Source organism: Bradyrhizobium sp. AZCC 2230 (assembly GCF_036924495.1).
Classification (GTDB): domain Bacteria; phylum Pseudomonadota; class Alphaproteobacteria; order Rhizobiales; family Xanthobacteraceae; genus Bradyrhizobium; species Bradyrhizobium rifense.
Map to the genome: position 1 here is coordinate 2255775 of NZ_JAZHRS010000001.1, position 15542 is coordinate 2271316.

General features: G+C 62.7%; 15 protein-coding genes. 9 read left to right on the top strand and 6 right to left on the bottom strand.

Annotated elements, in window-relative coordinates; genetic code table 11:
• Positions 1–102: 102 nt before the first annotated feature.
• A complete protein-coding gene (locus tag V1280_RS11000; RefSeq protein ID WP_334522979.1) occupies positions 103–969 on the top strand; it encodes a MaoC/PaaZ C-terminal domain-containing protein in 867 nt (288 codons plus the stop codon).
• Between the two features lie 26 nt (positions 970–995).
• On the opposite strand, the gene V1280_RS11005 is transcribed toward V1280_RS11000, so the two are convergent.
• Positions 996–2168 (bottom strand): phosphotransferase, encoded by a 1173-nt coding sequence (locus tag V1280_RS11005; RefSeq protein WP_334522982.1) that lies wholly within the window; start codon positions 2166–2168, stop codon positions 996–998.
• A 262-nt stretch (positions 2169–2430) separates the two neighbouring features.
• Here V1280_RS11005 and V1280_RS11010 point away from each other — a divergent pair, with 262 nt between their 5' ends.
• The 3 genes from V1280_RS11010 (at position 2431) to V1280_RS11020 (ending at position 5244) form a co-directional block, all read left to right on the top strand.
• Complete coding sequence (locus V1280_RS11010) at positions 2431–3621, top strand: ABC transporter substrate-binding protein (protein ID WP_334522985.1); 1191 nt, start codon at positions 2431–2433, stop codon at positions 3619–3621.
• Between the two features lie 76 nt (positions 3622–3697).
• Positions 3698–4855: a thiolase domain-containing protein gene (locus V1280_RS11015; protein WP_334522988.1), complete on the top strand. Its 1158-nt coding sequence runs from the start codon at positions 3698–3700 to the stop codon at positions 4853–4855.
• Complete coding sequence (locus tag V1280_RS11020; RefSeq protein ID WP_334522991.1) at positions 4855–5244, top strand: Zn-ribbon domain-containing OB-fold protein; 390 nt, start codon at positions 4855–4857, stop codon at positions 5242–5244. Before V1280_RS11015 ends, V1280_RS11020 begins: the two co-directional genes overlap by 1 nt.
• Before the next feature lie 32 nt (positions 5245–5276).
• On the opposite strand, the gene V1280_RS11025 is transcribed toward V1280_RS11020, so the two are convergent.
• Both V1280_RS11025 and V1280_RS11030 read right to left on the bottom strand, forming a co-directional pair.
• Positions 5277–6467: a CaiB/BaiF CoA transferase family protein gene (locus V1280_RS11025; protein ID WP_334522994.1), complete on the bottom strand. Its 1191-nt coding sequence runs from the start codon at positions 6465–6467 to the stop codon at positions 5277–5279.
• 26 nt (positions 6468–6493) lie between these two features.
• Positions 6494–7792: an enoyl-CoA hydratase-related protein gene (locus tag V1280_RS11030; protein ID WP_334522997.1), complete on the bottom strand. Its 1299-nt coding sequence runs from the start codon at positions 7790–7792 to the stop codon at positions 6494–6496.
• A gap of 125 nt (positions 7793–7917) precedes the next feature.
• Here V1280_RS11030 and V1280_RS11035 point away from each other — a divergent pair, with 125 nt between their 5' ends.
• From V1280_RS11035 to V1280_RS11055, 5 genes are all read left to right on the top strand, one after another.
• Positions 7918–9099: an acyl-CoA dehydrogenase family protein gene (locus V1280_RS11035; RefSeq protein ID WP_334523000.1), complete on the top strand. Its 1182-nt coding sequence runs from the start codon at positions 7918–7920 to the stop codon at positions 9097–9099.
• 68 nt (positions 9100–9167) lie between these two features.
• Positions 9168–9926, top strand: coding sequence for an SDR family oxidoreductase (locus tag V1280_RS11040; protein ID WP_247448133.1), 759 nt, complete (start codon positions 9168–9170; stop codon positions 9924–9926).
• A 40-nt stretch (positions 9927–9966) separates the two neighbouring features.
• On the top strand, positions 9967–10758 hold the full coding sequence (locus V1280_RS11045; protein ID WP_247383121.1) for an enoyl-CoA hydratase-related protein: 792 nt from the start codon (positions 9967–9969) through the stop codon (positions 10756–10758).
• A gap of 42 nt (positions 10759–10800) precedes the next feature.
• Positions 10801–11730: a 3-keto-5-aminohexanoate cleavage protein gene (locus V1280_RS11050; RefSeq protein WP_334523011.1), complete on the top strand. Its 930-nt coding sequence runs from the start codon at positions 10801–10803 to the stop codon at positions 11728–11730.
• Positions 11731–11754: 24 nt separating this feature from the next.
• Entirely contained in the window at positions 11755–12900 is a 1146-nt protein-coding gene (locus tag V1280_RS11055) for an acyl-CoA dehydrogenase family protein (RefSeq protein ID WP_334523014.1), read from the top strand.
• A gap of 18 nt (positions 12901–12918) precedes the next feature.
• Here the strand turns inward: V1280_RS11055 and V1280_RS11060 are convergent, their stop codons facing one another.
• From V1280_RS11060 to V1280_RS11070, 3 genes are read right to left on the bottom strand one after another with little or no spacing between them, the layout of a single operon-like run.
• Positions 12919–14103, bottom strand: a complete 1185-nt coding sequence (locus V1280_RS11060; RefSeq protein WP_334523016.1) for an acyl-CoA dehydrogenase family protein — start codon at positions 14101–14103, stop codon at positions 12919–12921.
• A complete protein-coding gene (locus V1280_RS11065; protein WP_334523019.1) occupies positions 14096–14977 on the bottom strand; it encodes an HpcH/HpaI aldolase/citrate lyase family protein in 882 nt (293 codons plus the stop codon). The genes V1280_RS11060 and V1280_RS11065 overlap by 8 nt, the downstream gene beginning before the upstream one ends.
• Positions 14974–15456, bottom strand: a complete 483-nt coding sequence (locus V1280_RS11070; protein ID WP_334538262.1) for a MaoC family dehydratase — start codon at positions 15454–15456, stop codon at positions 14974–14976. The genes V1280_RS11065 and V1280_RS11070 overlap by 4 nt, the downstream gene beginning before the upstream one ends.
• Positions 15457–15542 lie beyond the last annotated feature (86 nt).

The window sequence follows — 15542 nt, forward strand, 5'->3', positions numbered from 1 at the left end:
TGATCGCCTTGACGAAACTCGTACGCACCGCAACGATATTTCAGACCTTCGGCGGACGCGGCCGCTTACGCGCCGTACCGGGCAATGTCGGGAGCACCTGCCATGAATCTGGATCACGTCGTCTCGCGGCGCTTCGCGCCGATCCATCAATCCTACGATTGGCGCGACTGCGCCCTGTATGCGCTCGGGCTCGGCATCGGCGACGATCCCCTGGACGAGGACGAACTGGCTTACGTCTACGAGGGCCGCGATCAGCGGGCGGTGCCCAGCATGTGCGTGACGCTTGGCTGGCCGCCGCTCTGGATCGCTGAACCGCAGACCGGGATCGCCTGGACCAAGGCGCTGCACGGGGAGCAACGATTCACGCTGCATCGCCCCCTCCCCGCCGGCGGATCTGTCCGAGCCGAGCATCGGGTCAGCGCCATCGATGACAAGGGGCCGGGACGCGGCGCGCTGGTCTATTTTGATACCGAGCTGCTTGACGCGGTTAGCGGCGAACGATTGGCCAGCCTGCGCGCGACGGAGTTCCTGCGTGGCGACGGTGGCTGCGGCAGCTACGGCACGTCGCCTGACGAAATCACCGGAATCCGCGCCGATGCAAGGCCGAGCGCCGCGATCACGTACCGCACGCCACAGCAGGCGGCGCTGCTGTATCGACTTGTCAGCAGGGATTACATGCCGATCCACGCCGACCCCATCGTGGCCCGCGAAGCCGGCTTCGACCGGCCGATCTCGCACGGCTTGAACACGATGGGCCTGGCCTGCCGCGCGATCCTGAAGCGCTACGCGCCGGGACATCCGGAGCGGATAATCGCAATGGCGGTGCGGTTTGTCTCGCCCGCCTTCCCCGGCGACACCATTCGGGTCGAGCTGTTCGAGGACGGCGAAACCGTTCGCTTCAGAGCGTGGGCGGTCGAGCGGCAAGTGATGGTGCTCGATCGCGGCGAATGCCGGCTTGCGACAACCTGAAGCGTCGCGCCGGCTTAAGGAGCACATCAGCTGCGAAGCGAATCCAGGTCAGCCATCGCGGTCGAGATCCGCTCCATCATCGCCAGCGTCGTCTCTTCCGATTGCATGTTCGGCAATAGCGGGGAGTGACATAGGGTGATGGTCCACATCAACAGCGCGTGCACCATCTGCTGCCGATAATGCAGGAAACTCCGATCAAAGTCCGGCCCGGTGCCGGTCAATGTGGCAAACCGGTCGAGATAGCGAAGCAGCAGATCCTTCTCCCACTTGCGGCGGTCGTTGGGGGTGAGCGCCGCAGTCACGGCATAGGCAAAGTCTCGCGACCAATGGCCGCGCGCAAGGCATTGCCAGTCGCACAGACCCATCTTCCCCGCTCCAGTGCGGTACCAGTTGCCGATATGCACATCGGAGTGGATCAATCCCTGCGGCTCGCTGTCGTGCACGGCCAGAGCCTGCACGGCAGCCGGCCAGACTGCATCGCGCTGCGCCAGGATACTTTCGGGAATGACGTGAGACGCGGCGTCGAACGCCTTGCGCGTATAGTATTCGAGGCTCATCTTTTCCGCACCGATCGTGAACCAGCGCGGATAGCTCGCGACAAAGCGGTATTGCGTCGCGAGCTCAGCATCGCCGTGGAAACGCGCGTGCAGTGAGGCAAGAACGTCGACCATATCCTCCGCCGTCTCGCGAGAGACGTAGGTCCGGTAATTGCAGAACGTCGCCGATTTTGTTGCGACCATGTCTTCAAGAAGAAGGATCGAGGCAAACGTCTGGCGGTCCGACGCGGCGTGATAGCCGATCGGCGCCTCGATCTCGAGCTGCGGCCGCAGCTGCATGTAGAACCGGCCTTCGACCCGTGCGGTGCCGTTGAACCCGCCGATCATGCGCGTGACGACGCTCGGCAGCGATTTGGTGAACATCGACTTCGGCAGGCCTGCACGCTGGCCGGCCTCGTTGTAACTGACAAGCAATTGATGGCGTTCGTGCGTCCCCGCGCTGGCCGGCTTGACGACGACACCCGTCACGACGGCTTCAGGGACCTTCTGGCAGAGCACGGCCGTCAGCCACTCGGGCGTGATGGCGTCGGGCGAGCATGGAACATCCTCGAGCCGGCGCGCCTTCGGCCGGACCAGCCGCTCAAAGGCAACGCGTCCGCCGATCTTCAGCGCGGCCAGCGCCGTTGCGCCCGAAGCAGCCATGGTTCCTCCCTTCGCCGGCGGCAGCCAGTCTCGAATGAGGCGCAGCCGATAATTAGTACACTTATGTACGATCTATAGCACAATCGAGCCCGGGTTCAAGACGGCACGTTGGTCTTCGTGCGCGGCAATTCAGCAATGCGGCGGCGCAGGGTCGCTGATTTTCGGCGCCCGCCTATTTTCGTTTCATACGATATGATATACAAGTGTACGTATTGCGCGCCTGCGTGCGGCCTGCACCAAAAAGAACGACATGGGAGAAAACATGAGGATCGCGATACTGGCCGGCGTGTCGGCCCTTGTCCTCAGCGTCTTCGGCGCTCGCGCCGGTGAAAAACAGTATGGCCCGGGTGTCACCGACACGGAAATCAAGATCGGCCAGACCATCCCCTACAGTGGGCCGGCCTCGGCATTTTCCAGCTATGGCCGCGTCATGACCGGCTATTTTCAGATGTTGAACGAGAAGGGCGGCATCAACGGCAGGAAGGTTAACCTGATCTCGCAGGACAATGCGTTCAGCCCGCCAAAGGCGATCGAACAGACCCGCAAGCTGGTCGACGACGACGGTGTTCTTGCCGAAGTGGGAACGGTCGGCACCGTCCCCAACATCGCCGTCCAGAAGTACCTCAACCAGAACAAGGTGCCGCAGATCTTCATTTCAGCCGGCGGCCGGCGCTTCAACGACCCGCACAATTTCCCCTGGACCGTCCCGTTCTATCCGGCGTTCGAGATGGAGGGCGCCACATTCGGCAAGTTCATCGTCAAGACGATACCGAACGCAAAGATCGCGGTGCTCTATCAGAATGACGACTACGGCAAGGACTACCTTACCGGCTTCAAGGCTGGCCTCGGCCTCGACAGCACGGCGAAGATCGTCGCAGAGGCATCCTATGAGCTGAGCTATCCGACCGTCGATTCCGAAGTCCTCAAGCTCAAGGCCGCCGGCGCCGATACGATCGTCTATTTCGCAACGCCAAAATTCGCGGCGCAGGCGATCAAGAAAGCCAATGAGCTGAACTGGAAGCCGGCTCAGTTCCTGGCCAGCCCAGTCAACTCGATCCAGGGCGTTCTCACCCCCGCCGGACTCGAGAACGTCCAGGGTGCCTACACCACCCAGTTCACCAAGCAAGCCGGCGATCCGGCCTGGGCCGACGACCCGGACGTGAAGGACTACGTCGCCTTCATGAAGAAATGGGTGCCGAACGACAGCCCGAACGATTTCATCGCACTGTCCGGCTACATCAACGCGCAGGCAATCGCAAAGGGCCTCGAGCGGTGCGGAGACAATCTGACACGTGAGAACCTGCTCGCCCAGGCAACGAGTTCCAACAAGGAGCGCGTCGGCATGCTGCTTCCGGGGATTGAGCTCACCAATTCGAAGGAGAACTACGCGCCCTACCGCACCCTGCGCATGGCGATCTTCGAAAAGACGTCCTGGAAGCTGCTCGAAGAGTAGCGTCGGGACCAATTCCTGGCCTGTCGGGCATCGCCCGGCAGGTCCAACCGAGCAGCAAACGCCAGCGGAGAGCGAGTTGAGCATCAAGGGCAAGGCCTACATTGCCGGAATTTTTGAACACCCGACCCGGCATGCGCCGGACAAATCCACCGCCCAGCTCCATGCCGAGGTCACCAAGGGCGCGATCGAGGACGCCGGGCTGAGCAAGGACGACATTGACGGGTATTTTCTGTCCGGCGACGCACCGGGCGGCGCCTGGCCGATGGTCGATTATCTCGGCCTCAACACCAAGAAACTCCGCCATATCGACAGCACCGATACCGGCGGCTCCTCCTACATTATCCAGCTCGGCCATGCGGCCGAAGCCATTGCCGCGGGCAAATGCTCGGTTGCCCTGATCACGCTCGCGGGCAAGCCGCGCACCAGCCACACCCCACCACGCGCACCTGGCGCCGAGGCCGATTTCGAGACGGCCTATGGCGCGACCACCCACAATGCCTATGGCATGTGCGCGATGCGTCACATGCACGATTATGGCACCACCTCAGAGCAGCTCGCCTGGATCAAGGTCGCGGCCTCGCATCACGCCCAATACAATCCGCATGCGATGCTGAAAGACGTCGTCACCGTCGAAGACGTCGTGAACTCGCCGATGATTTCCGATCCCTTGCACCGGCTCGATTGCTGCGTCGTCACCGATGGCGGGGGCGCATTGATCGTCACCTCTCCAGACATCGCCCGAAGCCTGAAGAAGCCGCTGGTCCGGTTGATCGGTCACGGCGAAGCGATGAAAGGGCCGAACGGCGGCAAGGATCTCGATCTGACCTATTCCGCCGGCATCTGGTCCGGCCCACGCGCCTTCGAGGAGGCCGGCGTGACGCCGAAGGACATCAAATACGCCTCGATCTACGACAGCTTCACCATCACGGTGTTGATGCAGCTCGAGGATCTCGGCTTCTGCAAGAAGGGCGAGGGCGGCAAGTTCGTCGCCGACGGCAATCTGATCTCGGGCGTCGGCAAGCTGCCGTTCAACACCGACGGCGGCGGGCTGTGCAGCAACCATCCGGTCAATCGCGGCGGCATGACCAAGATCATCGAGGCCGTGCGGCAGCTGCGCGGCGAGGCGCATCCGAAGGTGCAGGTCAAGAATTGCGATCTCGCCGTCGCCCATGGCACCGGCGGCCTTTTGGGCGTCCGCCACGCTGCCTCGACCGCCATTCTGGAGCGCCTGTAATGAGTGAAGCGAAGAAATATCCGGCTCCCGTAACCAATCCGGAGACTGCTGCGTTCTGGGACGCCGCGAAGCAGGGCAAGTTCATGATCAAGCGCTGCACGGCGTGCGGCGAAGCGCACTACTTCCCGCGCGCGATCTGCCCGTTCTGCTATTCGGACAAGACGGTGTGGGAGGAAAGTTCGGGCGAGGCCACGATCTACACCTGGAGCCTGATGCGGAAGTCGCCGACCGGGCCCTATGCGATCGGCTACGTCACGCTGAAGGAAGGCCCGTCACTCCAGACCAATTTCGTCGATTGCGATCTGGAGAAGCTGAAGATCGGCCAGAAGGTGAAGCTGGTGTTCAAGCCGACCGACGGCGCGCCGCTGCCGTTCTTCACACCCGTCTGACACCAGGAAGCACCGCCGCGGCACATGGATCATCAACTGACGATCTCGTCCCGGCGCAATTCGGCGATGCTCGCGTCGGAGATGCCCATTTCCTTCAGGACATCATCGGTGTGTTGCCCAAGGGTAGGCGGCGGCAGCCCGGGAGCGCGCTCCTCTCCGACGAATGTCACGGGATGGCCGACGCAATTCAGGCGGCCAGCCGCGGGATGATCATACTGCATGATCAGCTTGTCCGCCTTCGTATGCGGATGGTCCAGGAGTTGGGCAAGCGTATTGATCGGTGAACAGGGAATGCCGACCTCATTCAGCACCTCATTCCAGTGCGCAACGGTGTCGGTGGCGATCACCGATTGCACATGCTGAAGCGTCTCCGCGCGATGCTTGACCCGCTCCGCATTGGTCCGGAATTTCGGCTCATCCACGATGGCATTCAGGCCGGCGACCCCGCAGAACTTGCGCCAGAGATTGTCGTTGGCCACCCCGATCATGATCGGTCCGTCCGAAGCCTCAAACGCCTGGTATGGGCACAGGGACTCATGGCTGGAGCCACACTTGGCGGGTTGCGTCCCCCGCTCCCAGAAGGTCTGGAGATTGTAGCCCAGAATCCCAAGCGCAGTATCGAACAGCGACACCTGGATCGCCGCGCCCTTGCCCGACTTCTCACGCGCAAACAGGCTGGCGAGTATGCCGCTGAAAGCGTGCACGCCTGTCATCTGATCGATCGGGGAAATGGGGCTACGGATATAACCGCCGCCCTCGTCGCCGGTCATCGACATGATGCCGCCGAAGGCCTGCAGGATCACATCGTACCCGGGCGAATTTTTCAGAGGTCCGGTCCGGCCGAATCCGGAGATGCTGCAATGGACCAGCCGGTCGTTGAGCGCGCAAAGGCTTGCGGCATCGATGCCCAGCCGCTCGGCAACGCCGGTGCCGAAGCTTTCAATGGCGACGTCGGAGGATCGCGCGAGTTCGTGCACGAGCTTCCGCCCCTTGTCCGACTTCATATTGATCGCAATGCTTCGCTTGTTGCGATTGGCACTCAGGAACACCGTGCCGAGGCCGGGCGCGGGAAAGGGCGGCCAGCCGCGCGTCTCATCTCCCTGCCCCACCGCTTCGACCTTGATGACTTCGGCGCCGAGATCGCCGAGATATTGCGCGCAGAGTGGACCTGCGAGCACCTTCGAAAGATCGAGAACCTTGATACCGTCAAGAGGTTTTGGCACGATTTCTCTCCTTGCCGAAGGCTCGACTAATTCAGTCCGGCGGCGAACAATCCGCCGAGATAGGCGGGAAAGCCTGCCTGCGTGACCAGGACATAGTCGGCGGCCCGCCGCTCCGCCTCGTCAAGCTGCGTGCGCCAGCCCGCGGCTGCGGCTTCGGCGTCCGCCAGCCGCGCGCGCAAGAGGTCCTTGCCCCACGTTCGCGGCTCGTCGTCGTGCCAATACACCGCATTGGTGACACGGCCGTCCAAGTCGGCACGGCGCGGCTGCTCGACGCGAAAACCTGCCCGCGCGAAGGCGTCGGAGAGTTCCTTGCCGCGCTCGGAATGAGCACCAAGCACGTTCGAGATCGCGGCGACAGCTTCCGTGATCCGGGGATTCATGCCCTTCTTCTTCAGCCGCTCATAATCGAGCCTTCCGAGAAACAGCGTCCGGATCATGTTGCGTGGCTCGCGCCGCTGGATCAGTCTTGCGAAGATCTGCATCTCGGTCCGGATCGCGCCATCAAAGTCTTGCGGAATGCCTTGCTCGACGCAGTCGAGAATGGACGACGGTGCCGGATAGTGGCCGAGCGTCTCTGCCAACATCTTGCTCCGGCTTGCGCCGATGATTGCCGCGACGCGCGACCTGTCAGCCGCACGCCAGTCCGGCCGGTCCCACGGCTGTGTGGCCGCTGGTTGCGACAGGACCCAGCACTCGGCGGTGGCCACCTCTTCGCCCGGTCCCACCAATTCATCAGCAAGTCCGGCTGCAATAGCCGCCTGCCCGCCGATGCGTGCGCCGTCGAGCAACACCGGCAGCGCAGCCTCAATCCCGATCAGGCGCGGCAGCCGCTGGGTTCCGCCACCGCCCGGCAGCAAGCCGACCAGCGACTCCGGAAGACCGAAGGTCGCCTGCGGGTGATCGGCGATCACCCGATGATGCGCGGCAAGAGCGAACTCGCAGCCGCCTCCGAGGGCAAGGCCGGCAACCGCCACCGCAACCGGCTTGCCGGCGGTCTCGAGCCGGCGCAGACCGTGGCTCAGCCGGAAGAAATGATCAAAAGCGAGACGATCGCGTTCGGCGGATGGCGCTTCCATGATCATGTCATAGGCAGTCTCCAGCTCGGCGAGATCCGCGCCTGCGCAGAACGCCGTGGGCTTGCCGGAGCTGATGACGACGCCGGTCACATCGCTTTGCTTGAGCCAGTCTGCGAACAGACCAATTTCGTCGATCGCGGCGTTCGAGAACACGTTCATCGAGCGGCCGGGCATGTCGAAGATCAGGTGCAGGACGCGGTTCGTCGACATCTCGATTCGAAATTGCTTCAGCTGCGCTCCGATCACCATTGCTCCTTCCTCCCGTAACAGTTCATTGGTGTACGATCGTACTTGCCTTCGGCGGTTTTCAGGTTGTATACCCAAACCGAATACTGTACACTAGCAAACTAAATCAGACGGGACGCTTTTTGACAATGATCGAGCGCACGATCTTTCGCGAAGAACATGAGATTTTCCGGCAGACGGTACGTCGCTTCGTCGACCGCGAGATCGTGCCCTTCCACGCCCAATGGGAAGAGGACGGCATTGTTCCGCGGGACCTCTGGCTGAAGGCTGGCGCCGCCGGCCTCTTGTGCTGCACCGTGCCCGAGGAATATGGCGGCATGGGCCTCGACTATCTCTTCGACGTGGTCGTGTTCGAGGAACTCTGGCGCGCGGGCGCGAGCGGCCCCGGCTTTCTCATCCATACCGACCTCGTCGCGACCTATCTGCTGTCGTTCGGCAGCGAGGCGCAAAAGCGCAAATGGCTGCCCAGGATGGTGTCGGGCGAAGCCATCGGCTCGCTCGGCATGACCGAGCCCCATGCCGGCAGCGATCTCAAGGCGATCCGGACTCGCGCTTCGCGTGACGGCGATGACTTCGTGATCAACGGCCAGAAGGTCTTCATTTCCAACGGCCAGCTTTGCGACTTCATCGTGCTGGCGACCAAGACCGACAGCCAGGCTGGCGCCAAGGGCGTGACGCTGTTCATCGTCGAGAGCAACCGGGACGGCTTCAAGCGCGGCCGGAATCTGGAGAAGCTCGGCATGAGGGCGCAAGATACGTCCGAGCTGTTCTTCGACAATGTCCGCATTCCCGCCAGCAACATGCTGGGTGCGGAAGGCAGGGGCTTTGCGCAGATGATGACCAAACTGTCGCAGGAGCGCCTGGCGCAGGCCATTCGCTCGGCGACCGTCACCGAGACCGTGATCGACTGGACGCTGCAATATACCTCCGAACGCAGCGCGTTCGGCCAGAAGCTCGCCGATTTCCAGAACACCCAGTTCAAGCTCGCCGAGCTCAAGACCAAGGCGACAGTCGCCCGCGTCTTCACCGACAAGTGCATTGCCCTGTTCATGGAGGGCAAGCTCGATCCCGTCGATGCCGCCATGGCCAAGATGTTCACCTCGGAGCTGCACTGCGAGACCGTCGATGAATGTCTGCAGCTCTTCGGCGGCTGGGGCTATATGTGGGAATATCCGATCGCCAGGGCCTATGCCGATGCGCGCGTGGTGAAGATCGCCGGCGGGTCGATCGAGATCATGAAGACGATCATCGCGCGGCAGATGTACTCGCAGCGCGGATACGACATTCAGAGAAACGGGTCGGCCTCATAAGCCTTCCCATCTCCTTCGAGGGCATCGAAGGTCGCCGGCAAAAATACAAACGACAAGGGAGATCAGCGTTGAAGGGCCTATCTGGAAAAGTAGCCGTCGTGACCGGCGGCGGACAGGGCATCGGACGAGGATTGACACTGCGGCTTGCCGAAGAAGGCTGCAAGATCGCGATCTTCGACATCAATCCGCAGGGCGGCGAAGAAACCGCAAAGCTCGCGCCGCAGGCTGTCATCAAAACCTACGCGGTCGACGTGGGGGATGCCGCTTCCGTCGAGGCGGCCGTCGGCAAGGTCGAAGCCGAGCTCGGCCCGATCTGGCTCCTGGTCAACAATGCCGGCTGGGACCGCCCAATGCCGTTCCTGAAGACCGACAAGGAGCTTTGGGACAAGATCATCCGGATCAATCTCTATGGACCGCTCAACACCCACAAGGCGATTGCGCCCTTGATGGCCGAGCGCGGCGGCGGCCGCATCGTCAATATCGCCTCCGACGCCGCGCGCGTCGGCACCAGCGACGAGGCGGTCTATTCCGCCTGCAAGGGCGGGTTGATCTCCTTCACCAAGTCGCTGGCGCGCGAGCTGGCACGCAAGAACGTGCTGCTCAACGCCGTCTGCCCCGGTCCGACCAACACGCCGATGATGGCGTCGGTCCTTGGCGAAGGCGAGCACGCCGTGAAATGGAAGGACGCCATGGTCCGGGGCATTCCGCTGAAGCGGATGGGCGAGCCGGATGACTACGGCGGGATCGTCGCGATGCTCGCTTCCGACGACGGCAAATTCATCACCGGGCAAACCATTTCCGTCTCCGGCGGAATGAACATGATCTAAATCGCGCCAGGAAACGCCAAGGAAACGCCAAGGAAACGTCATGACCGACCCCAAGCAATTCACCGACGTCATCTATGAAGTCCGCGACCGCGCCGCGTGGATCATCATCAACCGGCCCAAGGTCTACAACGCCTTCCGCGGCCAGACGCTCGAGGAGCTCATCCAGGCCTTCCATCTCGCTGCCAATGATCGACAGGTCGCAAGCATCGTCCTGACCGGCGCCGGCGAAAAAGCCTTCTGCACCGGCGGCGATCAGTCTGCACATGAGGGCCAGTATGACGGCCGCGGCGTGGTCGGACTGCCGATCGACGAAATCCAGGGCTTGATCCGCGACGTGCCGAAACCGGTGATCGCCCGGGTCAACGGCTTTGCGATCGGCGGCGGCAACGTGCTCGCGACACTTTGCGATCTCACCATTGCTGCGGATCATGCCCAATTCGGTCAAGTCGGCCCCAAAGTCGGCTCAGTCGACGCCGGCTGGGGAACGGCCTTTCTGGCCCGTCACGTCGGCGACAAGAAGGCCCGCGAGATCTGGTTCCTCAACGAGCGCTATACGGCCGAGCAGGCGCGCGAGATGGGCCTCGTCAACAAGGTCGTGCCCATGGCGCAGCTTGACGCCGCCGTGAAGGACTGGACCGACAAGCTCGCGCAGCGATCGCCGACCGCGATCGCGCTCGCGAAGCGATCATTCAACGCCGATTCCGACAACATCCGCGGTATCAGCAATTTCGCGCTGCACGCCGTCAAGATGTTCTACGACACGGCGGAGTCGAAGGAAGGCGTCGCGGCCTTCAACGAGAAGCGCGATCCGGACTTCCACAAGTTCACATGATGGCCCATGTGCCGACAGTGATAGCAATCTGAGGGAGCGGCCATGGCGCCCCACAAGGTCATCATCTCCTGCGCGGTCACGGGATCGATCCACACGCCCTCGATGTCACCGCATTTGCCGGTGACATCGGCGGAGATCGCCGAGTCCGCGCTCGGCGCCGCGGCGGCGGGAGCCGCGATCGTGCATCTGCACGCCCGCAATCCGGTCGACGGCAGGCCGGATCAATCGCCGGAGGCCTTCGAGCCCTTCCTGCGCGTAATCAAGCAGAGCTCCAACGTCGTCGTGAACCTGACGACCGGCGGCTCGCCCTACATGACGGTGGAAGAGCGCGTGCGCCCGGCGGCGACCTGGAAGCCGGAGGTCGCAAGCCTCAACATGGGCTCGATGAATTTCGGCCTGTTCCCCATGCTGAAGCGCTACAAATCGTTCAAGCATAACTGGGAGCCGCAGATGCTCGAAGGCTCCCACGACCTCGTCTTTCGCAACTCGTTCAAGGATATCCGTTATGCGCTGGAAACGCTGAACAGCTCCGGCGCCCGATACGAGTTCGAATGCTACGACACCAGCCATCTCTATAATCTGCATTATTTCTGGACCGAGGGCCTGGTGAAGGCGCCGCTGTTCATCCAGACCTGTTTTGGATTGCTCGGCGGCATCGGCTCCCATCCGGACGATGTCATGCACATGAAGCGGACCGCCGATCGGCTGTTCGGCGACAACTACCGCTGGTCAGTGCTCGGCGCCGGCCGCGCCCAGATGCAGGTCGCGGCCATGGCGGCGGCGATGGGCGGCAACGTCCGTGTCGGTCTGGAAGACAGTTTGTGGATCGGCTCCGGCCGTCTCGCCGAAACCAATGCGGCGCAAGTGACGCAGGTCCGCAAGATCATCGAAGGCCTCGGGCTCGAGATCGCGAGCCCGGACGAAGCACGCGAGATCCTCCAGCTCAAGGGCGGCGACAAGGTCGCCTTCTAGGGCTCAACCGACGGCTCGACAAACATGTTGCCACATCGCCCGGTCTACGACGAAGAACACGCACTCCTGCGCGAAAGCGTCCGCCGCTTCGCCGCGGCGAAGATCGCGCCGCACTTCCAGGAGTGGGAGAAGGCCGGGATCATCGATCGCGCGCTGTGGCCGGCGGCGGGCGATGCCGGCCTGCTCTGCCCGCAAGTGCCCGAACAATATGGTGGCATCGGCGGCGACTTCCGCCACAACGCCGTCGTCATCGAGGAGCTGGCCTATTCCGGCTTTGCAGGGCCGGCGACCGACTTCTCGGTCCATAACGACGTCTGCTGCGGCTATCTCCTGAGTTACGGGACCGAGGAGCAGAAGACAAAGTGGCTGCCGCGCATGGTCTCGGGCGAGATCGTCTGCGCGATCGCGATGACCGAGGCCGGCACCGGCAGCGACCTGCAAGGCATTCGCACGCGCGCGGTTCGGGACGGCGAGGACTACGTCATCTCCGGTCAGAAGACCTTCATCTCGAACGGCCAGATGTGCGATCTCGTCATCGCGGTCACCCGCACCAACCCGGACGGCGGCTCACGCGGCATGAGCCTGATCCTGGTCGAGACCGAGCGCACGGGTTTCCGGCACGGCCGCAACCTCGACAAGCTCGGCCATCTCTCCTCCGACACCTCGGAGCTGTTCTTCGATCAGGTCCGCGTTCCCGTGAGCAATCTGCTGGGGTCCGAAGGTGGCGCGATGGGCGCGCTGATGAGCGAGTTGCCGCAGGAGCGCCTGACGATCGCGCTTCACTCGATCGCGTCGGCACAAAAGGCGTTCGACATCACCAAGGCCTATGTGCTCGAGCGCAAGGCGTTTGGACAGGCGATCGGAACCTATCAGAACACGCGCTTCAAGCTGGCTGATCTCAAGTCGGACCTCCAGGTCGGCTGGGCCTATGTCGATCAGTGCCTGAGCCAGCACGTCCGCGGCGAACTCGGCACTTATGCCGCATCGACGGCAAAGCTCTGGGTCACCGAAATGCACGGGCGTCTCGTCGACCAGTGCCTGCAATTCTTCGGCGGCTACGGCTTCATGCGCGAGTACGAGATCTGCCGGTTGTTTGCCGATGCGCGCGTGCTGCGCATCTATGGCGGCACGTCGGAGATCATGCGAGAGCTGATCTCGCGCAACCTCTGACGCACGCCGCAGCCTGGCTCAATAGCTCTTCGGCAGATCGAGCACCTTCTCGGCGATGAAACTCAGGATGAGTTGCTCCGTGATCGGCGCGAGCCGCGTGATCGAGACTTCGCGGAACAGCCGTTCGACATGATACTCCTTGGCATAGCCGAAGCCGCCATGGGTCATGATGGCCTGCCAGGCCGCGTCGTGGCCGGCGCGCGCGCCGAGCAATTTGGCGCTGTTGGCTTCGGCGCCGCACGGCTTGTCCGAATCGTACAGCCAGGCGGCACGCATCGCCATCAGCCACGCCGACTCCAGATACATCCAGTTCTCGGCGAGAGGATGCTGGATCGACTGATTTTGGCCGATCGGACGGTCGAACACCACGCGCTCCCTGGCATAGCGCGTCGCCCGGCGCAGGGCGTCCTGACCGATGCCGATGGCTTCGGCCGCGATCAGGATACGTTCCGGATTGAGGCTGTGCAGGATGTAGGAAAAGCCCTTGCCTTCCTCGCCGATCCGGTCGGCCTCGGGAATGAATAGACCGTCGATGAAGATGGCGTTGGAATCGACCGCCTTGCGTCCCATCTTCGGGATCCGGCGCACCTCGATCTTCGAACGGTCGAGATCGGTGTAGAAGATGGTGATACCGTCGGTCGGCCGCCTGCAATCCTCGAATTTGGTGGTGCGGGTCAGCAGCATGATCTTGTTGGCGATCTGCGCCGTCGACGTCCAGACCTTCTGCCCGTGGACGAGATATCCGCCCGGCACCTTCTCGGCAAACGTCTTGATGCGCGTGGTGTTCAGCCCGGCGTCCGGCTCGGTGAAACCGAAGCAGCACTGGTCGTCGCCAGCGACCAGCCGTGGCACCCAGCGCCGCTTCTGGTCGTCCGTTCCCTTCACCACGATCGGGTGCGGTCCGAACAGGTTGATATGCACGGCGGATGCCGACGTCATGCCGCCGCCATGGCTCGCCACCTCGTGCATCATGATCGCCGCCTCGGTGACGCCCAGACCGGAGCCGCCATATTCCTCCGGCATGGTGATGCCGAGCCAGCCGGCATCGGCCATGGCGCGGTGGAACGCGCGCGGAAACTCGCCGTCCTCGTCGCGGGCAAGCCAGTACTCGTCGTCGAAACGCGAGACGACGGCACGAACGCCTTCACGGATCGCGGCATGATCGTCCGGCACATCGAGCTGGTTGGCAAACGACCTATCCATGAGAGATGCCCTCCCCGATCGACGCCAAGGTTCTTCGTGCTGCAATCAGATGCGGCATGTCGTACATCTTGCCGTCGATGCCGACGGTCCCGACATCCGGATTCGCCGCGAACGCAGCCACGACTTGGCGTGCATGTTCGATATCGGCGTCCGACGGCGTGAAGCAGGCATTGATGGTTGCGACCTGATCAGGGTGGATCGCGATTCGGCCGACAAATCCGTCCCGCCGCGCGATCTTGCAGCTTTCGGCCAGCCCCTGCTGATCCCTGAAGTCGACGTACAGGGTTTCGAGCGCCGCAGCATCGGCAGCGCCGGCGGCAAACAGGCATTGCGCACGCGCCACCTGATAGGGAAAGGTCCAGCTTCCATCGGCTTCCCGCGGCGTCAGCGCGCCGAGCGCTGCACTCAGATCTTCGCCGCCCCAGGTCATCGCCACCAGGCGCTTGTTCTTGCGCGCATAGCCATTGAAGCCGATCATCGCGGCCGGCGTCTCGGTTGCCACGACCAGCAGCTTGACGTGACCGGGCGCAACGCCGGCCGCGACCTCCAGCACATCAACATAATGCGAGACGAGATCGACATCCTCGATGCCGTTGACCTTGGGAATCAGGATGCCGTCGAGACCCGGACGAACCACGGCGGCCAGATCTTCCAGCGGCAATCCCGTGCCAAACGGGTTGATGCGGACCAGGAAGGACCAATTGCGCGTCCCGCCGCCCAGCAACGCCTTGACGGCGTCACGGGCAAAGGCCTTGCGGCCGGGCGCAACGGAGTCCTCGAGATCGAGGATCAGTGCATCGGCACCGACGCCGCCTGCCTTGGCGAATTTGCGTTCGCTGTCGGCCGGTACGAACAGGAGCGAGCGTAGTTTCATGCCGGCCTCCGCATCATCAATCCATTCCTGCGGCAGTAGACCACCTCTTCGTCGCGCTGATTGAAGCCGCGATGTTCGAAAGTGACGATGCCCTGCGTCGGACGCGACTTGCTGTCCCTGACCGCGACGACCTTGGTCTCGGCGCGCAGCGTGTCGCCGGCAAACACCGGGCGCGGGAATCGCGTGTCTTCCATGCCGAGATTGCCGACGGTGGTGCCCTGCGTCGTGTCCTGGACCGACAGACCGATGATCAGGCCGAGCGTGAAGATCGAATTCATCAGGGGCTTTCCGAACTCGGTCCCCTTGGCATAGTCGTGGTCGATATGCACCGCCGCCGGATTGTAGGTCAGCGACGAGAACAGGATGTTGTCCATGTCGGTCACGGTGCGCCGGATTTCATGGACAAAGGTTTGCCCGACCGAAAATTGCTCGAAATAGAGCCCCGCCATTTTGCTTTCCTCTTTGTGTCTTGCCGGGATCCCGAGGCTTTCAGCCGGCCGGGACGTCCTTGTCTCCCGCCCGATTTCTACCGTATAGTCATATCGTACACAAGCGTACTAACTAT